Below are 22,263 nucleotides of genomic sequence, written 5' to 3'. Positions count from 1 at the left end.
GGCGATCAGCTCCCCTTCAGCTCCCCTTGGTCTCCTTGGCGCCCTTGCCCTCCTTGGCGCCCTTGGTCTCCTTGGCGCCCTTGGTCTCCTTCGATCCGGCGCGATAGGCGCGGTCGCAGGCTTTCCAGGCGCTGAAGTCTTGGGTGAGCGCCCGCTTCGTCCGCTCGTCCACCGATCCGTCCGCCGTCAGCCCGGTGCGGAGCTGGAAGACCACGACCCGCATCTGGGTGGCCGGCCCGAAGGCCCCGTCGATGTCGAGTTCGCCGCCCGCGCGGGCGAGCAGCGACTGGAGCTCGTGCACACACGCGTCCGACTGGCCCATGCTCACCACGACCGGACAGCGGGAGGACAGCAGCAGCCGATCGTCGGAGGACCCGTTCGAGCCGTCCGACGACATCAGCGCCTTCCCTATGAACAGCGCGACCGCCACCCCGGCGGTGAACACGGCCAGGGCGAGCACGGCGATCAGCGGCCGACGGCGCCACGGCGGCGGGGCGGACGCGGGTTCAGGGGCCGGGGCCAAGCTCTCCGGCTCCGGCTCCGGCTCCGGCTCCGGCTCCGGCAATACGCCAGTCCCCGTCTCGGCATCCGGCTCCGCCCCCGTCTCGCCCCTTGAGACGGCCGGGGCGGCCCGGACGGCCGGGACGGCAGCCGCGACGGCCCCCGTCCGAGCGGCGGATACGGCGGCCGGGGTGCGGGAGACGTCCCGTTTGCGCTCGGCGTCGGCCAGGACCCAGCGCCGGTGCAGCTCCAGCAGCTCCTCGCCGCCGGCCCCGCACACCTTGCCGAAGCGTGCGATCACGTCGTAGTCGCCGGGCACGCTCGTCCCCGAGCAATAGCGGTGCAGCGCCGAGCCGCTCACCCCGCTGCGGGCCGCCAGCGCCGCATAGCTCCGGTTCGTCCTGCCCTTGAGCTCGCGCAACAGCTCCGCGAACTCCTCCACATCCCCGGTCCCGGACACCCCGTCCCCGCCCTCCCCGCTTGAGCGATACCCGTCAAGGCGAGTCAACGGCGTCCATGGTTATCTGTCCACCATGAGCAGCAGCGTGACCACCTGGCACCTGGAGCAGACCGCTCCCTCGGATCTCAGCCCGGCCCAGGAGCCGCCCGCCACGGCGGGGGTGCGGGTCACCCGGGCCGAGGTGCCGAGCCCGGAGTTCAGCCACTTCCTCTTCACCTCGGTGGGCTCGGACGTGTCATGGACCGACCGGCTGCTGTGGTCGCGCGAGGCGTGGGAGGAGCATCTGCACCGAGCCGGTGTGGAGACCTGGGTGGCGTACGAGCGCGGGACCCCGGCCGGGTATATCGAGCTGGAGGGCCAGGACGAGGGCGTGGTGGAGATCGTGTACTTCGGTCTGCTGCCCGCCTTCCGGGGCCGCCGCATCGGCGGGCATCTGCTGACCTGGGGGACCTCCCGCGCCTGGGATATGGCCGAGCGCTGGCCGGACCGGGTGCCGACCAAGCGGGTGTGGCTGCACACATGCAGCAAGGACGGGCCGTACGCGCTGGACAACTACCGCCGCCGGGGCTTTCGGGTCTTCGACGTCAAGACCGCGGACGAGGAGTGACCAACACCACAGCGTCTTGCGATACGAGACAGATTCGTCCGCATAGTGGATAAAGGTGGACTCGCCAGAGACCACCATGCGACGCTTCCATCATGTCTCGAGCTGGAATTGCCTTGGTGAGTCGACGCCACGTCGACCTCGGCCGCATGTCCAGCGCCATCTGTCCGGCGGGCTGACCCGCACCTCATAGGGCTCCGTAGCCCCGGGCAGCACCACCGCATCCCCCGCACCCCTCGCCGCCCCCGACGACGTGGGCGAGCGCGCACGCCTCGACATCCCCCCGCCGCATCCGCCGCATCCGCCGCATCTCGCACCGGCCACCGCCGTTCACCCTGCCCACCTGCGCATGCGCAGGTCAGACGGTGCGCGCCGACGTACCACCCGCCGCACCAGAGTCGCATCGAAGGACATACACCGCCATGGCTGCCACCCCGGAACGCGCAAGCGCAACGCCCCGCCGCAAGGCCGGACGCCACCGCGGCGAAGGCCAGTGGGCCGCGGGGCACTTCACCCCCCTCAACGGCAATGAGCAGACCAAGAAGGACGACGACGGTCTCAATGTGCGGACACGCATTGAGACGATCTACGCCCATCGCGGATTCGACTCCATCGACGGCGCCGATCTGCGCGGCCGGATGCGCTGGTGGGGTCTTTACACCCAGCGCAAGCCCGGGATCGACGGCGGCAAGACCGCGATCCTGGAGCCGGAGGAGCTGGACGACGAGCACTTCATGATGCGCGTCCGGATCGACGGCGGCCGGCTGACCACCGAGCAGCTCCGGGTCGTCGGCGAGATCTCGGAGGAGTTCGCGCGCGGCACCGCGGACATCACCGACCGGCAGAACGTCCAGTACCACTGGATCCGGATCGAGGACGTGCCCGAGATCTGGAAGCGTCTGGAGGCCGTCGGGCTGTCCACCACCGAGGCGTGCGGCGACACCCCGCGCGTGATCGTCGGCTCGCCGGTCGCGGGGATCGCCGAGGACGAGATCATCGACGGCACCTCCGCCATCGACGAGATCCACCGTCGCTACATCGGCAGCAAGGAGTTCTCCAACCTGCCGCGCAAGTTCAAGACCGCGATCTCCGGGTCGCCGGTGCTCGACGTGGTGCACGAGATCAACGATGTCGCGTTCGTCGGGGTGCGCCACCCCGAGCACGGCCCCGGGTTCGATCTGTGGGTCGGCGGCGGTCTGTCCACCAACCCCAAGATCGGCGTCCGGCTCGGCGCCTGGGTCCCGCTGGACGAGGTCCCGGATGTGTGGGCCGGGGTCGTCTCCATCTTCCGTGACTACGGCTACCGCCGGCTGCGCACCCGCGCCCGGCTGAAGTTCCTGGTCGCCGACTGGGGCCCGGAAAAGTTCCGCCAGGTGCTGGAGGACGAGTACCTGAAGCGCCCGCTGATCGACGGCCCGGCACCCGAGGAGCCCGTCCAGCGGTGGCGCGACCACATCGGCGTCCACCGCCAGCAGGACGGCCGCTACTACGTGGGCTTCGCGCCGCGCGTCGGCCGGGTGGACGGGGCGACCCTCACCAAGATCGCCGACCTGGCCGAGGCGCATGGCTCCGGGCGGCTGACCACCACCGTCGAGCAGAAGATGATCGTGCTCGATGTGGCCGAGGACCAGGTGGAGTCGCTGGTCGCGGGGCTTGAGGCGCTGGACCTCCAGGTCAAGCCGTCCCCGTTCCGGCGCGGCACGATGGCCTGCACCGGGATCGAGTTCTGCAAGCTGGCGATCGTCGAGACCAAGGGGCGCGGCTCCTCGCTCATCGATGAGCTGGAGCGCAGGCTGCCCGAGTTCGACGAGCCGATCACCATCAACCTCAACGGCTGCCCGAACGCCTGTGCCCGTATCCAGGTCGCGGACATCGGTCTCAAGGGCCAGTTGGTCATGGACGCGGGCGGCGAGCAGGTCGAGGGCTACCAGGTGCATCTGGGCGGCGCCCTGGGCCTGGAGCCGGGCTTCGGCCGCAAGGTGCGCGGGCTGAAGGTCACCGCCGCCGAGCTCCCCGACTATGTGGAGCGGCTGCTGCACCGCTTCCAGGAGCAGCGCGAGGACGGCGAGCGCTTCGCCACCTGGGCGGCACGGGCCAGTGAGGAGGCCCTCAAATGACGGAGCGTGCCGCGCCGTTCTACTGCCCTTACTGCGGGGACGAGGATCTGCGCCCTTCGGAGGAGGGGCATGGCGCCTGGGAATGCGCGTCCTGCAATCGAGCGTTCCGCCTGTCGTTCCTCGGGCTGCTGGCCAAGGGCCTGCGGCGCGACCCGATCGATGAAGGGGACACGGCGATATGACCCGGCTTGCGCACACCGACCTCGAGGGGCTCGCCGAGAAGGCGGGCCACGACCTCGAGGACGCCCCCGCGCTGGAGATCCTGCGCTGGGCGGCGGACACCTTCGGATCGCGTTTCTGCGTCACCTCCTCGATGGAGGACGCGGTGGTGTCGCATCTCGCCTCCCGCGCCTTCCCCGGTGTCGATGTGGTCTTCCTCGACACCGGCTACCACTTCCCGGAGACCATCGGCACCCGTGACGCGGTGGCCGCCGTGATGGATGTCAACGTCATCACCCTGACGCCCCGTCAGACGGTGGCCGAGCAGGACGCCGAGTACGGTCCCGAGCTGCATGACCGCGACCCCGACCTGTGCTGTGCGCTGCGCAAGGTCCAGCCCCTTGAGGAGGGGTTGCGGGAGTATGACGCCTGGGCCACGGGATTGCGTCGGGATGAATCGCCAACCCGCGCCAACACCCCGGTCGTTGGCTGGGACGCGCGGCGCCGTAAGGTGAAGATCTCCCCGATCGCCCGCTGGACCCAAGCGGATGTCGACGCCTACATCGCCGAGCACGGTGTGCTGACCAACCCCCTGCTGATGGACGGCTATCCCTCGGTAGGCTGCGCGCCCTGCACCCGCCGGGTTCTGGAGGGCGAGGACATCCGGTCCGGCCGCTGGGCGGGGAGCAATAAAACCGAATGCGGGCTGCACGGCTGATGGCTGTCGACCAGGAGAACGAGATGAGCGCCCCCACGACCACCGGTGCCACGGTGTGGCTGACCGGTCTGCCGAGCGCGGGAAAGACCACGATCGCCTATGCGCTGGCCGAGCGGCTGCGCGGCGAGGGCCGCCGGGTGGAGGTGCTCGACGGTGACGAGATCCGCGAGTTCCTCTCCTCGGGGCTCGGTTTCTCCCGCGAGGACCGGCACACCAACGTCCAGCGCATCGGCTTCGTCGCCGAAATGCTCGCCTCGCACGGTGTCACGGTGCTGGTGCCGGTCATCGCGCCGTATGTGGACAGCCGCGAGGCGGTGCGCAAGCGCCACCAGCGCGAGGGCACCCCGTATCTGGAGGTGCATGTCGCCACGTCGGTGGAGGTGTGCTCGGAGCGGGATGTGAAGGGGCTGTACGCGAAGCAGGCCGCGGGGGAGATCTCGGGGCTGACCGGTGTGGACGACCCCTACGAGGCCCCTGCCGACCCGGATCTGCGCATCGAAACCCACAGGAACAGCGTGCAGGAGTCGGCGGCCGAGGTGCGGTTGCTGTTGAGTGAACGGGGACTGCTGTGAGCCACGCACGCGCGGCCATCGCATCGCGGGCCATGACGCTCCCCGCACCCGGGGGCCGTGCCCACGGCGAGGAATCCGCCGATATGACGGGAAGCTACTACCGCAGCCGAGCGAACGAAAGGGGCGCGGCATGACGACCGTGACGGCGATCAACGCGGAAGAGGGCGCGGGCCTGTACGCGCTCGCGCACTTGGACGCGTTGGAGTCCGAGGCGGTGCACATCTTCCGTGAGGTGGCGGGTGAGTTCGAGCGGCCGGTGATCCTGTTCTCCGGTGGCAAGGACTCCATCGTCATGCTCCATCTCGCGCTCAAGGCGTTCGCCCCGGCGGCAGTGCCGTTCTCGCTGCTGCACGTGGACACCGGCCACAACTTCCCCGAGGTCATCGACTACCGGGACAACACGGTGGCCCGGCACGGCCTGCGGCTGCATGTGGCCTCGGTCCAGGAGTTCATCGATGACGGCCGGCTGCGCGAGCGCCCGGACGGGACCCGTAATCCGCTCCAGACCGTGCCGCTGCTGGACGCCATCGAGAAGAACCGCTTCGACGCGGTCTTCGGCGGTGGCCGCCGGGACGAGGAGAAGGCCCGCGCCAAGGAGCGGGTGTTCTCCCTCCGGGACGAGTTCGGCGGCTGGGACCCGCGGCGGCAGCGCCCGGAGCTGTGGCAGCTCTACAACGGCCGGCACTCCCCCGGTGAGCATGTCCGGGTCTTCCCGCTCTCCAACTGGACCGAGCTGGACGTGTGGCAGTACATCGCCCGGGAGAAGATCGACCTGCCGCAGATCTACTACGCACATGAGCGCGAGGTCTTCCGGCGCAGCGGCATGTGGCTGGCGCCCGGTGAGTGGGGCGGTCCGAAGGACGACGAGACCGTGGAGCGGCGCATGGTGCGTTACCGCACCGTGGGCGACATGTCCTGCACCGGTGCCGTCGAATCGGACGCGGTGACCATTGAGCAGGTCATCGATGAGATAGCCACCTCCCGGCTGACCGAGCGGGGTGCGACCCGCGCCGACGACAAGCTGTCGGAAGCCGCGATGGAGGACCGCAAGCGCGAGGGGTACTTCTAACCATGACGAGCAATCTGACGTCCGAGGAGCAGGCCGCCGCGGCCGCCGTGGAGCGGTCCGCGGCCACCTCGCAACTGCGGTTCGCCACCGCGGGTTCGGTGGACGACGGCAAGTCCACCCTGGTCGGACGGCTGCTGCACGACTCCAAGTCGGTACTGGCCGATCAGCTCGAGGCCGTGGCACACGCCTCGCGCAGCCGTGGCCAAGAGGCGCCGGATCTGGCGCTGCTGACGGACGGGCTGCGCGCGGAGCGGGAGCAGGGCATCACCATCGATGTCGCCTACCGCTACTTCGCCACCCCCAAGCGGCGGTTCATCCTCGCCGACACCCCCGGCCATGTGCAGTACACCCGCAACATGGTCACCGGCGCCTCCACCGCCGAGCTGGCGGTCGTCCTGGTGGACGCGCGCAACGGCGTGGTGGAGCAGACCCGGCGGCATGCCGCGGTCGCCGCCCTGCTGCGGGTCCCGCATGTGGTCCTCGCCGTCAACAAGATGGACCTGGTGGACTACGCGGAGCCGGTCTTCGCGGCCATCGCCGAGGAGTTCACCACCTACGCGGCCTCGCTGGGCGTTCCCGGCTGGGGGTCTGAGGGGAACCCCCAGGAAAACTGGTGTACCGCCATCCCGATCTCGGCGCTGGCCGGGGACAATGTGGTGACCCCGTCGGCGAACATGGACTGGTACGGCGGCCCGACCGTGCTGGAGCATCTGGAGACCGTGCCGGTGGGCACCGACCCGTCCCAGGACCCGGCCCGTTTCCCGGTGCAGTACGTGATCCGTCCGCAGACCACCGAGCACCCCGACTACCGCGGCTACGCGGGCCAGATCGCCTCCGGTGTACTGCGTGTGGGCGATGCCGTCACCGTGCTGCCGTCCGGCCGGACGAGCACCATCACCGGGATCGACGCGCTGGGCGCGATGGTGGACGTGGCGTGGGCGCCGCAGTCGGTGACCGTGACGCTCGCCGACGACCTGGACATCTCGCGTGGGGATCTGATCGCGCCGAGCGACCACGCCCCGGAGACCACCCGGGACGTCGAGGCCACCGTCTGCCATCTGCACGACCGTCCGCTGCGGGTGGGCGACCGGGTGCTGCTCAAGCACACCACCCGCACCATGAAGGCGATCATCAAGGACATTCCGTCGCGGCTGACGCTGGCCGATCTGTCGCATCACCCGGCGCCGGGTGAGCTGGCCGCCAATGACATCGGCCGGGTCGTGCTGCGTACGTCCGAGCCGCTGGCGCTGGACGCGTACGAGGACTCCCGGCGCACCGGTTCCTTCCTGCTGATCGACCCGGCCGACGGCACCACGCTGACCGCCGGGATGGCGGGCGACTCCTTCGCACCGTCGGCCGACGGTGCCGAGGCGGCGCGGGGCGACGAGGGATGGAACTTCTGACGATGGCCGGTGAGGTGTTCTCGACGTTCGCCAAGGAGGGCGGCCGCGTAGGCAGCGGGGCGCTCGGCAGCGGTCAGGGCGGGGTCGGACGATGTGCGCGCTGATGCCGCAGTCCGCCCCTGTCCAGCACCGCCGCCGAAAACCGTCTGATCTGCCGGGCGTCCTCTGACGCCGCTCCGGCCCGTCGAGAGGAACAACTCCGTGTCGTCTGCCAACCGTCTGCTCGCCCCGCGACCAGCCGAGCGCCCCCGCCGCCACACCCGGATCCTGGCGGCGGCGGCCGTCCTCCCCCTGCTGATGGGCGCGCTGGGCGCCTGCGGCTACGGCTCGCAGAAGAAGACCGACGACCAGGGCTCCTCGGCCCTTCCCGCGGCCGGCGGTGCGAAGATCGACGGCCTGGACAAGGTGAAGGTCGGCTACTTCGCCAACCTCACCCACGCCACCGCCCTGGTCGGCCTGGGCAAGGGCGGCCAGATCCAGCAGGAACTCAAGGGCACCAAGGTCTCGCCGTTCGTCTTCAACGCCGGTCCGTCCGAGATCGAGGCGCTCAACGCGGGCTCCATCGACATCGGCTGGATCGGCCCCTCACCGGCCATCAATGGCTATGTGAAGTCGCACGGCTCCAACCTCAGGATCATCTCCGGGTCGGCCTCCGGCGGCGTCAAACTGGTGGTCAACCCGAAGAAGATCAAGACCCTCGCCGACGTCAAGGGCAAGAAGATCGCCACCCCGCAGCTCGGCAACACCCAGGACGTGGCCTTCCTCAACTGGGCCGCGAGCAAGGGCTGGAAGGTCGACGCCCAGAGCGGCAAGGGCGATGTGTCGGTGGTCCGCTCCGACAACAAGGTCACCCCCGACGCGTACAAGTCCGGTGCCGTCGACGGCGCGTGGGTACCCGAGCCGACCGCGTCCAAGCTGGTCGCCGACGGCGGCAAGGTGCTGCTGGACGAGTCCTCGCTGTGGCCGGACAAGAAGTTCGTGATCACGAATGTGATCGTCCGGCAGGAGTTCCTCAAGGAGCACCCGAAGGTCGTCGAGGCCGTGCTGCGCGGCTCGGTGAAGACCAACGCCTTCATCAAGGCCCACCCCGAGCAGGCGAAGAACGCGGCCAACGCGGCGCTCAAGGAAGAGACCGGCAAGCCGCTGCCCGCCGAGGTGATCGACCCGGCGTGGAAGTCCATCCAGGCCATCGACGACCCCCTCGCCTCGACGCTGAACACCGAGGCGGACCACGCGGTGCAGTCGGGTCTCCTGGAAAAGCCCGACCTCAAGGGCATCTACGACCTGGCCCTCCTGAACAAGGTCCTGGGGGCCGAGGGCAAGCCGACCGTCTCCGACGCGGGTCTCGGCGTCAAGTAGCCGCCCGTCCGTCCCCGTACGCACGGTACGCAAGTACGTCATGTACGCATCCATCAGGAGGTGACCGGATGTCCCCGGCGCTGACCACCGAGAAGGACGACCGGGCGGACGCCGCGGCGGCGGGCTCACCCGGCCCCGCCGACACCGCGGGATCCGTATCGATCGACCACGTCCACAAGTCCTTCGGCCGTCCCGGAGCGGCCCAGGCCGTACTCGAGGACATCAACCTTCAGGTGCGGCCCGGGGAGTTCGTCTGCATCCTGGGCGCTTCCGGCTGCGGTAAGTCGACCCTGCTCAATCTGATCGCCGACCTGGACAAGCCGTCCGCGGGGGCCATCGAGGTCCCCGGCGGCCGGCCGGCCCTGATGTTCCAGGAGCACGCCCTGTTCCCGTGGCTGACCGCGGGGAAGAACATCGAGCTGGCGCTGCGGCTGCGCGGGATGCCGCGCGCGGAGCGCAGGCCGCGGGCCGAGCGGCTGCTGGAGCTGGTGCGGCTCGGCGGCGCCTACGGCAAGCGGGTGCACGAGCTGTCCGGCGGTATGCGGCAGCGCGTGGCGCTGGCCCGTGCGCTGGCGCAGGACTCCAGCGTGCTGCTGATGGACGAGCCGTTCGCCGCGCTCGACGCCATCACCCGCGATGTGCTGCACGAGGAGCTGACCCGGATCTGGAGCGAGACCGGCGTCTCGGTGCTGTTCGTGACCCACAACGTCCGCGAGGCGGTGCGGCTGGCCGAGCGCGTGGTGCTGCTGTCCTCCCGGCCGGGGCGGGTCGTCCGCGAGTGGACGGTGGACATTCCGCAGCCGCGCCGCATCGAGGACGCGGCCGTCGCCGACCTGTCCGTTGAGATCACCGAAGAACTGCGTGGGGAGATCCGCCGCCATGGCCAGCAGTGAGACCACCCGCGGCACCGCGGTCGAGGAAGCCGACGGCGAGAAGCAGTCGATACAGAAGTCCGCCGAGAAGTCCACGGCCAAGGCGGGCCCGGGGCAGGACCTGGCGGGCCTCGAAGCCGGTCTGGACGCCCTCGACACGGTGCAGATCAAGCGGGTCTCACCGGTCGAGGTGCTGGTCCAGAAGGTGCTGCCGCCCATCGTGGCCGTGGCCGTCGTCCTGGCCGTGTGGAAGGTGCTCGTCGTCGCGAAGGTCACCGACGACTACAAGCTGCCCGACCCGGGTCTTGTCTGGGATGCGCTGCGCCAACTCTGGCTTCAGGGCGAGCTGTTCGACATCGTCTGGACCAGCGTCTCGCGCGGTCTGTTCGGCTTCCTCATCGCGCTGGTGATCGCGACCCCGCTGGGTCTGATCGTCGCCCGGGTGAAGTTCATCCGCGCCGGTCTCGGCCCGATCCTGTCCGGGCTCCAGTCGCTGCCCTCGGTCGCCTGGGTGCCGCCCGCGGTGATCTGGCTGGGCCTGAACGACCAGATGATGTACACCGTCATCCTGCTGGGCGCGGTCCCCTCCATCGCCAACGGGCTGGTGGCCGGCATCGACCAGGTGCCCCCGCTCTTCCTGCGGGCCGGACGCACCCTCGGCGCCCGCGGTCTGGTCAGCGCCCGGCACATCCTGCTGCCCGCCGCGCTGCCGGGTTACGTCGCCGGGCTCAAGCAGGGCTGGGCCTTCTCCTGGCGCTCGCTGATGGCTGCCGAGATCATCGCCAAGTCCCCGGACCTGGGCCTGGGGCTCGGCCAGTACCTGGAGAACCAGCGCAACAACTCCGATATGGCGGGGGTGCTCCTCGGCATCCTGATGATCCTCGTCGTCGGCATCGCCATCGAGCTGCTGATCTTCGCCCCGATCGAGCGCCGGGTGCTGCGCAGCCGCGGTTTGCTGGCGAGCGCGCGCTGAACGGAAAGCACTGACCGGAAAACCGCCAACCGGAAAGCCACCATGTCTGCCCCGACCCTGCTGATCATCGCCCACGGCAGCCGCGACCCCCGCCATGCGGCGACCGCCGACGCGCTGCGCGCGCGGGTGCGGTCGCTGCGGCCGGGGCTGCGGGTGGAGGCGGCGTTCCTGGAGTTCAACGCGCCACGCGTACCGCAGGTGCTGGCCCGGCTCGCCGCGGAGGACGCCACCGAGGTGATCGCCCTCCCGCTGCTGCTGACCCGCGCCTTCCACGCCAAGACCGACATCCCGGCGGTGCTGCGCGAGGCCACGGCCCGCCACCCCCGCCTGTCCGTCCGCCAGGCCGCGGTCCTGGGCCCGTCCCCGCTGCTCATGGACGCCCTGGAACGCCGCCTGCACGAGGCGGGGCTGCGCCCCGCCGACCGCCCGTCGACCGGGGTCGTCCTGGCCTCGGCGGGCTCCACCGACCCGGAGGCGATCGCGGTGATCGCTGAAATCGCGCGGGAGTGGCGGCACACCGGATGGTGCGCCGTGCGACCCGCGTTCGCCTCCGCCTCTCTTCCCCGCACCGAGGACGCCGTCCGCGCCCTGCGCGCGGAGGGCGTCGCCCGGGTGGCCGTGGCCCCCTACGTCATCGCCCCCGGCCGCCTCCCCGACCGCATCGCGAGCGGCGCCGAGGCAGCGGGCGCCGACCTCCTGGCCCCCGTCCTTGGCCCCGCCCCGGAACTGGCCCGCCTCCTCCTGAACCGCTACGACGAGGCGCGCACCGCGCCCCCGGCCCTGCTGACCGCCTAGTACTCCAGTCTGGTTTCGCGATCTTGCGGTGGGCCCGACTGGGAGCGAGTACGGCGACCGCGTGACCATCGGGGGTTGTGTGGACTCCTGAAGATCGTGCGGTGGCCGCGGGCCATAGCGTAGACCCTGTCCGCCGGCGGGCGATGTTCGACCAGGCCCTGGCCCGGATCGCGGGACGGTTCGGCTGCGGGCCACCGCCCGCGCCTATCTACTCGGGCTGCTGTCGAACGTCGAGCGCAAGAACTGCTGGCGATTGGCCGAACAGGCCGGTCACACCCAGCAGCCTGACCAGGGGCGGGCATGGCACGCTGACCGAGCTCTGGCCGGCAGGTCCCCACCTGGCACGACGACCTGCGGCTGATCGACTCCACACCACTGCCCTGCGCGGCCTCCCGCGAGACGGTCAAACGCCCCCACCTGGCCGGGTACGCCGACTATGGCTACTGCCGCAGCCACTCGCTCCGGCCAGGTGATCCTCGCCGACAAGGGCTTCGTCGGGGGGAAGTTCGAGGCGTTCCTGGTCGTGCGCCTGCCGACCTCCTCCTCAGGCGGGCTCGGTGAGCGGCGAACTTCATCTGCCGGAAGACGGTATGGCCTTGTCAGTGGCTGGCGCTAGGTTGACCGGGACGCTGAGCCGCGGGTGCTCGTGCGTTATCCGGCGGTGGCTTCGAGCGGGAACGTGAAAGCGTGGGTTTCCTCGCGTGTGCCGTCGAACAGGGTGAGGTGCAGGGTGACCGAACGGGCGTTCGCATACGGTCCAGGCTGCACCGAGAGGGAACCCTCGGTGGCGCTGCCATCGGGTGAGAGGCCGAAGGCTCCTCCCGAATCGCGGTATTCGTTGCCGACGTCGTCGAGCGCTTCCAGGGCGAGGAAGACGTACGGCTCGTGGTTGCCGACCTCGTTCTCCTCGTCGGGTTCGCTCTGGGGAAGAGGGGGAGTGAGGTGGTAGCGCAGCTCCATGTGTTCGGTGGTGGCGGCGAAGCCCTCGATGGTCAGCTCGTGGCGTCCGCCCAGAACGGGAACGTTCTTCATCCGGCTCATCTCCCCTTCTGTCCCCGTGTGCGGGATCAGGCCGAGGGTACCTAGCACGTGATCGTGCGGGAGGCACCGGACCTCGGGTGGCTGATGCTCTTGACGAGCCAAAAGAAGCTGATCTCATCGTTGGTCTTGATGGTGAAGTTACGGCCGCTGCCCTTGCGCTGGTAGCTCTTGATGCTTGAGTGGAAGTCGTAGCTGCTCAAGCGGGTGTGGGGGCCGTAGGGCGGGTTGATCTCGTGGCCGGAGACGAATGCCTGCGGCATAGAGACCTTGACTAGGTGTACTGACCGGAGACGTTGATTGAGAGCAGGGGTTCTGATCGGCAATCAGGCTGCGGGGGTTGAGTGTCTGTCAGCCAGGTCCCTGGCGAGCTGACTGATGCGTGTGCGGGCCGCCTCTGGGGCGAGCACCTCGATGTGGTCGCCGAACTGGAGGAGCTGACGCACCGACTCGATCTCGGGGTAGCGCACGATGACGACGCGCGAGCCGTTTTCCGGGTCGGAGACATGGTGGATGCGGGTGCCGAGGATGCGTCGCGCCAGATCGAGGCCATTTTCCGGCAGGCGGATGGTCACGCTCACACGATCTTGCCCCTCGGTGCGTTTCTTCAACGCGGCCCATCTGGTGCGGAGGCTTTCGTCTGGTTGGAGTACGGCTGGCGCGTCGAGTTGTTCGAAGGTCGAAAGTCGTTCCAGAGCGAGCAGTCGGCTGTCCCCCTGGTCATCGGCGACGAGATACCAGCGACCTGATTTCGCCACGATCCCGTACGGGTCAACCACCCGTGTCGAGGCCTGGCTCTCGGCGCTGCGCCGGTACTGGATTCGAAGGCGTCGACGGTGTCGCAGGGCCGAGGCCAGATCCGATACATCGACCGCTGCCTCGGGGGCAGCAAACCACGCGGCGCTGTCGACAAGCACCAGGTCCGCCAGCCGCAGCGGGCTCGGCGACTCAGGTGCTGCAGCCTGGCGAGCGGCGATCTTGCGCTCCGCCGACTCCCACACCGCACACAGGCCCATTCGCTCACGTTGTGCGCTGTCCAAGCCAGCTACGGAGAGGGCCTCCAGCTCTGGTGGTTCCAGATGGGATGCGTTGAGCCGTGCGCTGGGGAGCAGGACGATCCCGCCGTTACGCCCGCGTTCGGCATAGACGGGCACACCCGCTGTCGAGAGCGCCTCGACATCCCGCAGCACAGTACGCCGGGACACCTCAAGACGCGCGGCGAGCTCCGTCGTAGTGAGCCGCTGACGGGTCTGCAGGAGCAACAGGAGATGCAAGAGCCTTGAAGCCTTCATGCTGACCCATGTTCTCAGAAAAGATGACAGGTTTTGTCGCGATGGGGCGATCCACTGGGTGCTGTACCGAGTAATCAACGAGTTGAGGAGCGCTCCATGCCCACACCGAACCTGTTCCTGATCGGCGTCCGCGACGCCGAGGCCGCCACCGCCTTCTACAGTGACCTGTTCGAGATCGAACCGACCTTCACCAGTCCCCACTACGTAGCTTTCGAAGCTGCCCCCGGTGTCCTGTTCGCGCTGTGGACGGGCTACAGCGAGCACGCGGTCCCGAGCACCCCTCGTACGACCGAGATCGGACTCATGGTGCCGGGGCCATCGGAGGCGATCGACGAGATCTTCACGAGTTGGGCCTCGAAGGGAGTCCACGTCGTGCAGGAGCCGCACGATGCTGTCTTCGGCCGCACGTTCGTGATCACAGACCCCGACGGCAACCTCATCCGAGTCTCCCCAGTCGACTGAGCCGCACAATCCCTACCCACATGTCTCCAAGCTGAAGGGCCGGCCACACACCATGGTCGGCCCTTCAGCCTGTCCAGGAGCTCAGAAATGTCCCATACGAACGCGGCCCTCACACCGCGCCACCGTCTGAAAGTCGCTCGACTCGTCGCTGACGACGGCTGGCCCATCAGCGAAGTCGCGGCCCGATTTCAGGTGTCCTGGCCGACCGTGAAGCGCTGGCTCGACCGCTACCTCGCAGGCGAGTCCATGCAGGACCGATCCTCACGACCGCGGAGCTCGCCGGCCAAGACACCCAAGACCGTGACGAAGAGGTGCGTCAGCCTACGACTACGTCTGCGGGAAGGGCCGGTCCAGCTCGCTGCGAGACTCAACATCGCCCCGTCGACAGTGCACCGAATCCTGCGATCGGCCCGCCTGAACCGACTCGCCTACGTCGACCGCGCGTCCGGCGAGCCCGTCCGCCGGTATGAGCACGACCATCCGGGATCGCTGGTGCACGTGGACGTGAAGAAGCTCGGGAACATCCCCGACGGCGGCGGCTGGCGCTACGTCGGTCGCCGCCAAGGCGAAAAACACCGCTCCGCGACTCCTGGCAAGTCACGCAACGCCTACGGCGGCCCGAAGCTCGGATACGCATTTGTGCACACCGTCATCGATGACCACTCTCGCGTCGCATACACCGAGGTCCACGATGACGAGACGTCCATGACCGCAGTCAGCGTGCTGCACAGCGCGGTGGAGTGGTTCGCCGCGCGCGGCGTCACCATCGAGAGGGTGCTCTCGGACAACGGAGGTGCCTATCGGTCAAACCTGTGGCGGGACACGTGCGACGCGCTGTCGATCACGCCGAAGTTCACGCGCCCTTACCGTCCGCAGACCAACGGGAAGGTCGAGCGCTTCCACCGCACCATGGCCGACGGCCGGGCCTACGCCCGCTGCTACACCAGCGAGCAAGAACGACGAGACGCACTGTCCGGCTGGCTCCACCAGTACAACCATCACCGTCCGCACACCGCGTGTGGCAGTCAGCCGCCGTTCACACGATTGACTAACGTCCCCGGTCAGTACAACTAGGGAGCCGAGGTTCCTCCTCGCCGCAGCGGTCAGTTTGAAGCTCCAGGTGAGCCGGCCGTTGGGCATGCGGGAGAACTTCACGTTGGAGACGGCGTGCCTGAACTCGCCCTTGCACTGGCGGACGGAGGCGGCCGGGGCGGCGACGCCGGTTCCGGCGAGGCTGCCGAGGAAAACAGCGCTGAACAGAGCAAGCGTTGTGGTCCTGCGTATCGCAGTCCTGATGGTCACGCGGGAATCCCCTCTTCGCATGGGTTGTCAATGTTGACGCCATGGAGCGTATGAGGGGGCGTGATGGGACGGAATTGCTCGTCGTCGACCACCTCGGGCGGCCGCTCCTCCGCGGGGGCGGCCAGCCGGATCAGTCCGCCGGGGTCGGCGGACTGGCAGACGTGGAACCAACGCGAGGGCTTGCAGCACCGTCGACTTGCCCGAGCCGTTCCGCCCGGCCAGCACGGTCCAGCCCGCGTAACTGCCATCCTCACGTCGCGGGAATCGCAACCGGGCCGCCCGGTGACCGTGGAACCCCCGGACGCCGGACAGCTCCAAGTCCGTCACGTACATGTCTGTGCCCTCCTACGGACCGGAGCGAGTACCTCTGCGCAGACTATCGATCCGCGCACCCCGACATCGCGTATGAGCGGGGCAGCGCGCCTGTCTCTCGGGTGTTCAAGCGGCCTGGTCATGATCGAGCACCGCGCTCCCGGACCGGCTGAGCCACACCAGCCTCGCCGTCACGCCGTCCTCGCCGCCGCCTCGCGCGAACCATCGAAGCGCCCGCTCCGGCGAGTTGAGAACCATCTGGCCGGTGCCGTCAGCCGAGATCACGTGGACGGGGCCCTCGCCGAAGGCGATTCCCCACGCCGCGACACACCCGTCTTTCAGGCCGGGCCGCACCTCGCATTCCTGGACGACGGCGAAGAGCCTGGGCGCGACGGCGAGGACGAGTTCGCAGAGTTCCTTGTCGAAGAGTTCTGGGGAGTGCGGCGTCTCCATCTGGGCCTCCACGAGGACAGTAGGCTTCGGCTGCCGCTCATCGCTACGTGATGAGCGCGTCACGTAAAGTACGCCACAAAGTTGTGCCCGCCACAAGTTTGTGGCGGGCATTGGGGGCCGACGGAGCTAAGGGACGAACGTCTGTCGGGTTATCGAGAAGTCGGAGGTAACGGGCATGGCGGTGAGGAGTCAGCCCACGGCACGCCAGGAGCGGCTGGGAACCGAACTGCGCAAGATGCGTGAAGCGGCGGGCCTGACCGCCCGAGAAGCGGCCGAACGGGTCGGAACAACCTCGGCGCAGATGAGCCACGTGGAGGCAGGACGGGCGGGCGTCAGCGAGGAGCGACTGCGCGGAATGGCGACGCACTACGCCTGCCTCGACTACGCGCTGATCGACGAGTTGGTCGCCATGGCCGCGGAACGCGACAAGGGGTGGTGGGAGGAGTACCGGGGGACACTCGCGCACGCGGCCCTGGATCTCGCCGAACTGGAGTATCGATGTCGCCGTTTGCGCACCTTCCAAGGTGTCTACATCCCCGGGCTTCTCCAGGTGGACAACTACACGCGTGCGCTCATGGCCTACGGGGTTCCCCAGCCGTCACCACGCCAATTGGAGGCGCTGGTCGCGTTCCGTATGCGACGGCGGGAGGTGCTCGACAGCGGATCGCCTCCCGCGTATGAAGCAGTCATTCATGAAGCCGCCCTGCGGACACTCGTCGCCAACCGGGACGTAGCACGCCGACAACTCGCCTTCATACTGGAACAAAGCGAGCGTCCCGGCGTCACCGTCCGGGTGGTTCCGCTCGATGCCGAAGGGTTCGGCGGCGCCGGGACCCCCGTGCTGTACGCATACGGCTCGGTACCGAGGCTGGACACCGTACATATCGATGTGCCGCACGGCCCTATCCTGCTGGATGCGGAGTCGCAGCTCGCGCGGTATCGCGCATTCCTCGACAAGGCCCTGACGTTCTCCCTGTCGGCGGAAAAGTCTCAGGACTTCATCCACACCATCATGCGGCAATTGTGAAGGGCAGGATCATGGAAAATCCGGCGCCATGGCGGAAGTCGTCGTTCTCCGGACCCGGTGAGACCAACGACTGTGTTGAAGTCGGCGCGGCGGGCCATGAGATACGGATTCGGGAAAGTGACACGCCCGCCGACATCCTCACCACCACACCGGGCCGACTCAGAACCTTCATACGCGCCGTCAAGGCGGGGACGCTCGACCACCTCTGGCGGTAGAGGCGGGACTAGCGGGCCGCCGCCGTGGCCGCCGCGTGCACCGCGCGGATCAGGCGTTCGTTCTCCGGGGCCGGGCCGCCCGGGTAGGCGAAGCGGCGGCGGTTGTAGCCGTAGGCCAGGCCGGTGCGGGGGTCGGCGAAAGCCTGGGAGCCGGCGGCGCCGCCGTGCCCGAAGGCGCCCGCGCCGAGGACGGGGTAGATGTCGCACAGAGCCTGGAAGCCGAGGCCGAAGGCTTTGTGGGCGCGCGATACGACGTCGTAGCCGATCGAGTGGATCTGCGCGAAGGCGGCGGCCGTGTCCGGCTTGAGGAGCGGTGCCTTGCCGTCGAGTTCGCTGATCGCGGCCGCGTACATCCCGGCCAGACCACGCGCCGAAGCGACGCCGCCGAACGAGGCGGGGCCCTTGGCGCGTACGACGCGGAGGTTGGGCAGTTCCCCGAGGTCGACCATCCGCGGGTGGTTGCGGTTGAAGGCGATGCCGGTCAGGCTCAGCGGACCGGTCTCTTCGGCGTCGAGTTCGGCCTGCTGCGCGGGGGTGGGGAGCATGGGCAGCGTGGTGAGGAAGCGTGATTCGTGCTCCTCGGGCAGTCCCAGGTGGAAGTCGAGGTCGTGACGGGAGCGGACGCGGGCCTCGAACAGCTCCTGGATGCTCCGGCCGGTGACGCGTCGGACCACCTCGCCGGTGAGCGCCCCGATGACCAGGGCGTGATAGCCGAAGGCGGTACCCGGTCGCCAGTACGGAGCCTGGGAGGCCAGGCGCTCGGCGATGACACGGTCGTCGGCGAGCTCCTCCGGGAGGAGACCGGCGTCGGCGCCGACCACTCCGGCCCGGTGGGACAGCACATCGCGCAGAGTGATGTCCTGTTTCCCCTCGACCCCGAACTCCGGCCAGTAGTGGCTCACCCGCTGGTCCAGCTCCAGGGTGCCATCCTGGACGAGCAGGGCCACCACCAGGTGGGCCGCGCCCTTGGTGGAGGAGAAGACCCCGGTCAGGGAGTCCGCCGTGATCTCCGGCCCGGTCCACAGGTCCACGACCCGCTCACCATCGACGTACGCCACTAACTGGGCGGCGTAGTCGCCGCCTTCGGCCGCCGCGACGGCGCCGAATTCCCGCCGTACGGGTTCGAAGCCTTCGGCGACGGTCCCCTGGGGTGCGTTCTGCTCGGTCGACACGAGTACTCCTCGGTGGTCATCGTCTGCCATCGTCGCGGATGTCGTTATCGCCGCTCGTGCCGCTTCCGAACCTCGCCCGCGCACGGACTATTCCCCCGCCCGTTCACCGTACGTTCCGCGTCTCGCCCTGCCTCCGTGTCGGTGCCGTCCCCGATCGGCGCTGGACTTCCGGGCATGCGCAACGAAAAAAGCACCGCCCGCCGTCGGCTCGGCGTCCGGATGGGGGCCGCACTGGGGGCCGCCGTTGTGGTGGCGGTCGTCCAACCCTCGGCGCTGGCGGCGCCGGATGCCGGGTCCTGGACGACGGAGACGGTGGCCCCAGGAGTGCTGGTGCGGGCCGGGGTTCTCCGGGACGCGGACGCCAAGCCGAGTTGGACGGTCACGGTGCAGGGGCCGGGTTCCGCGCCGCTGGGCGACCGGGCTTGGGCGGACGCCACGGCGGGGCGGCTGCGCGACGCGGGGTTCGAGCCGCGCGTCGAGCGGGTGGTGTGGCCCGTCTACGCCGATACGCCGCACGGCACCATGGGGTGGCGGGTGCGGGTGGGCTCGTACGCCGCCTCCGGCGAGGCGCAGGGCGCGCGCGAGAAGGTGGCCGCGGCCGGGTTCACGGCGGTGGCCGAGTGGACCGGCTACGACGCGCAACAGCCCGCCGACCGGGAGAGCGTTCATGTGGCGGTGATCGACCCGGCCCGGTTCACCGGCACCGTGGCGGCTACCCATGACACCAGCGTGGCGGACCGCGAGACGACCTCGTCCGTCGCCGCGAAGCGCCACTCCCTGATCGCCGTCAACGGTGGCTTCTTCGTCACCTCCGACGCGGACGGCGTCCAGGGCACGATGGCCGGAATCTCCGCGTACGACGGGCAACTGGAGTCGATGGCCGCCGGTTCGCGGGCCGCGCTGATCCTCGCGGACGGCGGCCGGCACGCCCGTATCGCCGACCTGACCAGCACGGTCACCGCGCGGGCGGGGTCGTCCAGGTATGCGGTGCAGGGCATCAACCGGGTGCCCGGCAAGGTGCGCAACTGCGGCCGCCCCGGGGCCACTCCGACCGAGCTGCCCCGGCAGGATCTCACCTGTTCCGAGGCCGACGACCTGGTGAAGTTCACCCCGAGGTTCCGCGCCGAACTGCCCACCGGGCCCGGCACCCAGGTGGTGCTCGACGCCGACGGCCGGGTGGTCTCCACCGGCCCGCGCGGCGGTACGGTCCCGGCCGGGGGCTCCGTGCTCCAGGGCATCGGCGCCGCGTCCGACTGGCTGACGGCCCACGCCGGGCGGGGCGAGCGGATCGCGCTGGAGGAGGTCGTCCGGGACACCACCGGCCGCCGGGTCCGGCTCGACTCCGACGACAGCATCGTCAGCGCCGCCCCCACCCTGGTGAAGGACGGCCGCATCGCCATCGACGCCGCCACCGAGGGCACCCTCGACCCGAAGAACCTCTCCTTCGGCTACGCCTGGTCGAATGTGCGGCAGCCCCGCACGATGGCCGGGCTCGACAAGAAGGGGCGGCTGATCCTGGCCACGGTGGACGGTCGGCAGCCCGGTGTGAGCGAGGGCTTCACTCTGGAGGAGGCCGCCCGCTTCATGCACTCCCAGGGCGCCGTCCAGGCCCTCAACCTGGACGGCGGCGGCTCCACCGCCATGGCCGTGAACGGCAAGCTCGCCAATATCACCTCGGACGCGACGGGCGAACGCGCGGTGGGCGACACGGTCCAGGTACTGCCGTAGCGGGGCGCGCCCGTCACTCGCCGCGAAGTGTTCGGCTCACTCCTGTGGGTGATGCTCATGCTGTCCGGCCGCGACCCACGGTTCAGGCTGGAAGCCTCAAGGGGCGTCCCCGCCAGGTGGCACGCTGAGCGCAAGGAACACCGGGAGTCACAGCCATGAGCGTCACCGAGACGCCAATCGAGGGTCACATGGGCCCCTGGACGGTCGAGGACGTCCTTGCTCTTCCGGCGCACCCGGCACGGGCTCGCTACGAGCTCGTGGACGGTGTCCTGTTCATGTCCCCCGCACCCGGTTTGGCCCACCAAATCGTGTCTTACGCGCTACGCAGCCAGATCGACGCCGCTTCAGCTCGGTCCGGCGCGCGGTTTCTGACCGCGGGAGCGGTGATGGTGGCGAGTGATTCCAGGCTGTTCATCCCCGACATCGCTGTTGTCGACCGCGCGGCCGTCTCACGTAGCACGCTGGCCGCGCCGCTTGAGGCGATGTTGCTGCTGGGAGAAATCGTCTCTCCGTTCAGCCGGGCGGCCGACCGCATCCTCAAGCCCGCCCTTTACGCCCAGGCGAAGGTGCCCGCCTATTGGCGGGTCGAGATGGAACCGGATCTGTGCGTGGTGGTGCACGCACTGGACGGGGACACCTACCGCGAGGTGGCCACGGTTACGGGCAAGGCTTCCGTCGATGTCGCCGGAGAATTCACCGTCGACCTGGATCTCGACGCCGTGCGTCGCGAGTTGGAAGGCTGACGCCGGGCCCTGGCGCCCCGGTCACCGAGGTAGCACACGAACCGCGTCCAGCATGCCCAGGGGCGCAACCGGCTGGCCGGCTGCGCCCCTGGGGCTGATCACTTCACCTGCCCATGAGGCTTGCCGGGTCTTACTCGACGACCTTCAGCAGCTTGTTCGGCGTGCCGTCGCCCGGGTTGGAGATCTTGTCGGCGGTCGCGCCGTCCGTCAGCGCCTTCGCCACGTCGGCCGGCTTGGCGTCCTGGTGGCCGCTGAGGTAGACGGCGGCGGCGCCCACGACGTGCGGGGTGGCCATCGACGTACCGGAGATGGTGTTGGTGGCGTCGTCGCCGGTGTTCCAGTCGGAGGTGATGTCCGAGCCGGGGGCGTAGATGTCCACCACGTCGCCGTAGTTGGAGAAGTCGGACTGCTCGTCCTTGTCGGTGCTGGAGGCGACCGTGATCGCGTCCTTCACCCGGGCGGGAGAGCTCTGGCTGGCGTCGGAGGACTCGTTGCCCGCCGCCACGGCGAAGGTGACACCGGAGTCGATGGCCTTCTGCACGGCGGCGTCGAGGGCCTCGTCGGGGGTGCCGCCCAGGCTCATGTTGGCGACGGACGGGCCCTCGTGGTGCTCGGTGACCCAGTCGATGCCCGCGACGACCTGCTCGGTGGTGCCCGAGCCCTGGTCGTCCAGCACGCGCACCGCGACGACCTTGGCCTTCTTGGCGACGCCGTGCTCGGCTCCGGCGATGGTGCCGGCCACGTGGGTGCCGTGGCCGTTGCCGTCGTCGGCGCTGTCGTCGTTGTCGACCGCGTCGAAGCCGGACGTGGCCCGGCCGCCGAAGTCCTTGTGGCTGGTGCGGACACCGGTGTCGATGACGTAGGCGGTGACGCCCTCACCCGCGCTGTCCGGGTAGTTGTACGCCTTGTCGCCCTCG

At 69.3% G+C, this 22,263-nt stretch carries 26 protein-coding genes and 2 pseudogenes; 20 read left to right on the top strand and 8 right to left on the bottom strand.

Annotation, left to right across the window (positions count from 1 at the left end; all coding sequences use genetic code 11):
• Window positions 1-16: 16 nt before the first annotated feature.
• Entirely contained in the window at window positions 17-961 is a 945-nt protein-coding gene (locus KN815_RS09605; RefSeq protein ID WP_253208860.1) for a helix-turn-helix domain-containing protein, read from the bottom strand.
• Window positions 962-1,034: 73 nt separating this feature from the next.
• Between KN815_RS09605 and KN815_RS09600 the strand changes: the two genes are divergently transcribed.
• The 14 genes and pseudogenes from KN815_RS09600 to KN815_RS52105 all read left to right on the top strand — a co-directional run.
• On the top strand, window positions 1,035-1,568 hold the full coding sequence (locus KN815_RS09600; RefSeq protein ID WP_216341332.1) for a GNAT family N-acetyltransferase: 534 nt from the start codon (window positions 1,035-1,037) through the stop codon (window positions 1,566-1,568).
• Window positions 1,569-1,660: 92 nt separating this feature from the next.
• The gene (locus KN815_RS52110; protein ID WP_309471194.1) at window positions 1,661-1,744 is read left to right on the top strand and encodes a putative leader peptide; all 84 of its coding nucleotides are present in this window, start codon (window positions 1,661-1,663) and stop codon (window positions 1,742-1,744) included.
• A 243-nt stretch (window positions 1,745-1,987) separates the two neighbouring features.
• Window positions 1,988-3,682 carry a nitrite/sulfite reductase gene (locus KN815_RS09595; RefSeq protein ID WP_216341331.1) on the top strand — a complete coding sequence of 565 codons (1,695 nt, stop codon included), beginning with the start codon at window positions 1,988-1,990 and terminating at the stop codon, window positions 3,680-3,682.
• Entirely contained in the window at window positions 3,679-3,864 is a 186-nt protein-coding gene (locus tag KN815_RS09590; RefSeq protein WP_216341330.1) for a hypothetical protein, read from the top strand. The genes KN815_RS09595 and KN815_RS09590 overlap by 4 nt, the downstream gene beginning before the upstream one ends.
• Window positions 3,861-4,559 carry a phosphoadenylyl-sulfate reductase gene (locus KN815_RS09585; RefSeq protein WP_216341329.1) on the top strand — a complete coding sequence of 233 codons (699 nt, stop codon included), beginning with the start codon at window positions 3,861-3,863 and terminating at the stop codon, window positions 4,557-4,559. The genes KN815_RS09590 and KN815_RS09585 overlap by 4 nt, the downstream gene beginning before the upstream one ends.
• Complete coding sequence (cysC, locus tag KN815_RS09580; RefSeq protein WP_107119151.1) at window positions 4,559-5,131, top strand: adenylyl-sulfate kinase; 573 nt, start codon at window positions 4,559-4,561, stop codon at window positions 5,129-5,131. The genes KN815_RS09585 and cysC overlap by 1 nt, the downstream gene beginning before the upstream one ends.
• Window positions 5,132-5,261: 130 nt before the next feature.
• Window positions 5,262-6,200 carry a sulfate adenylyltransferase subunit CysD gene (cysD, locus tag KN815_RS09575; protein ID WP_216341328.1) on the top strand — a complete coding sequence of 313 codons (939 nt, stop codon included), beginning with the start codon at window positions 5,262-5,264 and terminating at the stop codon, window positions 6,198-6,200.
• A gap of 2 nt (window positions 6,201-6,202) precedes the next feature.
• Window positions 6,203-7,603: a sulfate adenylyltransferase subunit 1 gene (locus KN815_RS09570; RefSeq protein ID WP_216341327.1), complete on the top strand. Its 1,401-nt coding sequence runs from the start codon at window positions 6,203-6,205 to the stop codon at window positions 7,601-7,603.
• A gap of 201 nt (window positions 7,604-7,804) precedes the next feature.
• On the top strand, window positions 7,805-8,962 hold the full coding sequence (locus tag KN815_RS09560) for an ABC transporter substrate-binding protein (protein ID WP_372458305.1): 1,158 nt from the start codon (window positions 7,805-7,807) through the stop codon (window positions 8,960-8,962).
• A 68-nt stretch (window positions 8,963-9,030) separates the two neighbouring features.
• Window positions 9,031-9,855: an ABC transporter ATP-binding protein gene (locus KN815_RS09555; protein WP_216341326.1), complete on the top strand. Its 825-nt coding sequence runs from the start codon at window positions 9,031-9,033 to the stop codon at window positions 9,853-9,855.
• Window positions 9,842-10,807: an ABC transporter permease gene (locus KN815_RS09550; RefSeq protein ID WP_253208859.1), complete on the top strand. Its 966-nt coding sequence runs from the start codon at window positions 9,842-9,844 to the stop codon at window positions 10,805-10,807. Before KN815_RS09555 ends, KN815_RS09550 begins: the two co-directional genes overlap by 14 nt.
• Before the next feature lie 42 nt (window positions 10,808-10,849).
• The gene (locus KN815_RS09545; protein WP_216341325.1) at window positions 10,850-11,602 is read left to right on the top strand and encodes a sirohydrochlorin chelatase; all 753 of its coding nucleotides are present in this window, start codon (window positions 10,850-10,852) and stop codon (window positions 11,600-11,602) included.
• Between the two features lie 158 nt (window positions 11,603-11,760).
• A pseudogene (locus tag KN815_RS52545) lies at window positions 11,761-11,915 on the top strand (IS701 family transposase); the annotation flags it as partial.
• 32 nt (window positions 11,916-11,947) lie between these two features.
• Window positions 11,948-12,061: pseudogene (locus KN815_RS52105) on the top strand (IS982 family transposase); the annotation flags it as partial.
• A gap of 192 nt (window positions 12,062-12,253) precedes the next feature.
• Here the strand turns inward: KN815_RS52105 and KN815_RS09540 are convergent.
• The 3 genes from KN815_RS09540 to KN815_RS09530 form a co-directional block, all read right to left on the bottom strand.
• Entirely contained in the window at window positions 12,254-12,634 is a 381-nt protein-coding gene (locus KN815_RS09540) for a hypothetical protein (RefSeq protein ID WP_216341324.1), read from the bottom strand.
• 50 nt (window positions 12,635-12,684) lie between these two features.
• The gene (locus KN815_RS09535; protein WP_216341323.1) at window positions 12,685-12,903 is read right to left on the bottom strand and encodes a hypothetical protein; all 219 of its coding nucleotides are present in this window, start codon (window positions 12,901-12,903) and stop codon (window positions 12,685-12,687) included.
• A gap of 63 nt (window positions 12,904-12,966) precedes the next feature.
• On the bottom strand, window positions 12,967-13,932 hold the full coding sequence (locus KN815_RS09530; RefSeq protein ID WP_216341322.1) for a helix-turn-helix transcriptional regulator: 966 nt from the start codon (window positions 13,930-13,932) through the stop codon (window positions 12,967-12,969).
• Between the two features lie 96 nt (window positions 13,933-14,028).
• Here KN815_RS09530 and KN815_RS09525 point away from each other — a divergent pair, with 96 nt between their 5' ends.
• Both KN815_RS09525 and KN815_RS09520 read left to right on the top strand, forming a co-directional pair.
• Complete coding sequence (locus KN815_RS09525) at window positions 14,029-14,394, top strand: VOC family protein (RefSeq protein WP_208522090.1); 366 nt, start codon at window positions 14,029-14,031, stop codon at window positions 14,392-14,394.
• 87 nt (window positions 14,395-14,481) lie between these two features.
• Window positions 14,482-15,468, top strand: coding sequence for an IS481 family transposase (locus KN815_RS09520; protein WP_216341321.1), 987 nt, complete (start codon window positions 14,482-14,484; stop codon window positions 15,466-15,468).
• 255 nt (window positions 15,469-15,723) lie between these two features.
• Here KN815_RS09520 and KN815_RS09515 read toward each other — a convergent pair whose 3' ends face one another.
• Window positions 15,724-16,029 (bottom strand): AAA family ATPase, encoded by a 306-nt coding sequence (locus KN815_RS09515; RefSeq protein WP_216341320.1) that lies wholly within the window; start codon window positions 16,027-16,029, stop codon window positions 15,724-15,726.
• Between the two features lie 105 nt (window positions 16,030-16,134).
• Window positions 16,135-16,461, bottom strand: coding sequence for a hypothetical protein (locus tag KN815_RS09510; RefSeq protein WP_216341319.1), 327 nt, complete (start codon window positions 16,459-16,461; stop codon window positions 16,135-16,137).
• Window positions 16,462-16,636: 175 nt separating this feature from the next.
• On the opposite strand from KN815_RS09510, the gene KN815_RS09505 reads away from it, so the two are divergent.
• Window positions 16,637-17,488, top strand: coding sequence for a helix-turn-helix domain-containing protein (locus tag KN815_RS09505; RefSeq protein WP_216341318.1), 852 nt, complete (start codon window positions 16,637-16,639; stop codon window positions 17,486-17,488).
• An 11-nt stretch (window positions 17,489-17,499) separates the two neighbouring features.
• Window positions 17,500-17,703: a DUF397 domain-containing protein gene (locus KN815_RS09500; protein WP_216341317.1), complete on the top strand. Its 204-nt coding sequence runs from the start codon at window positions 17,500-17,502 to the stop codon at window positions 17,701-17,703.
• A gap of 8 nt (window positions 17,704-17,711) precedes the next feature.
• Here KN815_RS09500 and KN815_RS09495 read toward each other — a convergent pair whose 3' ends face one another.
• Window positions 17,712-18,875, bottom strand: coding sequence for a serine hydrolase domain-containing protein (locus KN815_RS09495; protein ID WP_253208857.1), 1,164 nt, complete (start codon window positions 18,873-18,875; stop codon window positions 17,712-17,714).
• Window positions 18,876-19,049: 174 nt separating this feature from the next.
• Here KN815_RS09495 and KN815_RS09490 point away from each other — a divergent pair, with 174 nt between their 5' ends.
• Both KN815_RS09490 and KN815_RS09485 read left to right on the top strand, forming a co-directional pair.
• Window positions 19,050-20,603, top strand: a complete 1,554-nt coding sequence (locus KN815_RS09490; protein ID WP_216341315.1) for a phosphodiester glycosidase family protein — start codon at window positions 19,050-19,052, stop codon at window positions 20,601-20,603.
• 155 nt (window positions 20,604-20,758) lie between these two features.
• Window positions 20,759-21,346 carry a Uma2 family endonuclease gene (locus KN815_RS09485; protein ID WP_216341314.1) on the top strand — a complete coding sequence of 196 codons (588 nt, stop codon included), beginning with the start codon at window positions 20,759-20,761 and terminating at the stop codon, window positions 21,344-21,346.
• Between the two features lie 130 nt (window positions 21,347-21,476).
• On the opposite strand, the gene KN815_RS09480 is transcribed toward KN815_RS09485, so the two are convergent.
• Window positions 21,477-22,263: S8 family peptidase (locus tag KN815_RS09480; RefSeq protein ID WP_216341313.1), on the bottom strand; the 787-nt coding region annotated here is incomplete at its 5' end.

It is taken from the genome of Streptomyces niphimycinicus, assembly GCF_018883605.1.
Lineage (GTDB): Bacteria > Actinomycetota > Actinomycetes > Streptomycetales > Streptomycetaceae > Streptomyces > Streptomyces niphimycinicus.
Note: the sequence above shows the minus strand (reverse complement) of the source record. Positions and strands in the feature narration are given on the sequence as shown.

Bases quoted from the DNA above. Each gene is read 5' to 3' on its own strand.
- KN815_RS09490 (WP_216341315.1), top strand. From the start codon at position 19,050: ATGCGCAACGAAAAAAGCACCGCCCGCCGTCGGCTCGGCGTCCGGATG.
- KN815_RS52110 (WP_309471194.1), top strand. From the start codon at position 1,661: ATGTCTCGAGCTGGAATTGCCTTGGTGAGTCGACGCCACGTCGACCTC.
- cysC (WP_107119151.1), top strand. From the start codon at position 4,559: ATGGCTGTCGACCAGGAGAACGAGATGAGCGCCCCCACGACCACCGGT.
- KN815_RS09505 (WP_216341318.1), top strand. From the start codon at position 16,637: ATGGCGGTGAGGAGTCAGCCCACGGCACGCCAGGAGCGGCTGGGAACC.
- KN815_RS09590 (WP_216341330.1), top strand. From the start codon at position 3,679: ATGACGGAGCGTGCCGCGCCGTTCTACTGCCCTTACTGCGGGGACGAG.
- KN815_RS09545 (WP_216341325.1), top strand. From the start codon at position 10,850: ATGTCTGCCCCGACCCTGCTGATCATCGCCCACGGCAGCCGCGACCCC.
- KN815_RS09525 (WP_208522090.1), top strand. From the start codon at position 14,029: ATGCCCACACCGAACCTGTTCCTGATCGGCGTCCGCGACGCCGAGGCC.
- KN815_RS09520 (WP_216341321.1), top strand. From the start codon at position 14,482: ATGTCCCATACGAACGCGGCCCTCACACCGCGCCACCGTCTGAAAGTC.
- KN815_RS09515 (WP_216341320.1), bottom strand. From the start codon at position 16,029: ATGTACGTGACGGACTTGGAGCTGTCCGGCGTCCGGGGGTTCCACGGT.
- KN815_RS09585 (WP_216341329.1), top strand. From the start codon at position 3,861: ATGACCCGGCTTGCGCACACCGACCTCGAGGGGCTCGCCGAGAAGGCG.
- KN815_RS09555 (WP_216341326.1), top strand. From the start codon at position 9,031: ATGTCCCCGGCGCTGACCACCGAGAAGGACGACCGGGCGGACGCCGCG.
- KN815_RS09485 (WP_216341314.1), top strand. From the start codon at position 20,759: ATGAGCGTCACCGAGACGCCAATCGAGGGTCACATGGGCCCCTGGACG.
- KN815_RS09540 (WP_216341324.1), bottom strand. From the start codon at position 12,634: ATGAAGAACGTTCCCGTTCTGGGCGGACGCCACGAGCTGACCATCGAG.
- KN815_RS09530 (WP_216341322.1), bottom strand. From the start codon at position 13,932: ATGAAGGCTTCAAGGCTCTTGCATCTCCTGTTGCTCCTGCAGACCCGT.
- KN815_RS09570 (WP_216341327.1), top strand. From the start codon at position 6,203: ATGACGAGCAATCTGACGTCCGAGGAGCAGGCCGCCGCGGCCGCCGTG.
- cysD (WP_216341328.1), top strand. From the start codon at position 5,262: ATGACGACCGTGACGGCGATCAACGCGGAAGAGGGCGCGGGCCTGTAC.
- KN815_RS09595 (WP_216341331.1), top strand. From the start codon at position 1,988: ATGGCTGCCACCCCGGAACGCGCAAGCGCAACGCCCCGCCGCAAGGCC.
- KN815_RS09550 (WP_253208859.1), top strand. From the start codon at position 9,842: ATGGCCAGCAGTGAGACCACCCGCGGCACCGCGGTCGAGGAAGCCGAC.
- KN815_RS09600 (WP_216341332.1), top strand. From the start codon at position 1,035: ATGAGCAGCAGCGTGACCACCTGGCACCTGGAGCAGACCGCTCCCTCG.
- KN815_RS09535 (WP_216341323.1), bottom strand. From the start codon at position 12,903: ATGCCGCAGGCATTCGTCTCCGGCCACGAGATCAACCCGCCCTACGGC.
- KN815_RS09510 (WP_216341319.1), bottom strand. From the start codon at position 16,461: ATGGAGACGCCGCACTCCCCAGAACTCTTCGACAAGGAACTCTGCGAA.
- KN815_RS09500 (WP_216341317.1), top strand. From the start codon at position 17,500: ATGGAAAATCCGGCGCCATGGCGGAAGTCGTCGTTCTCCGGACCCGGT.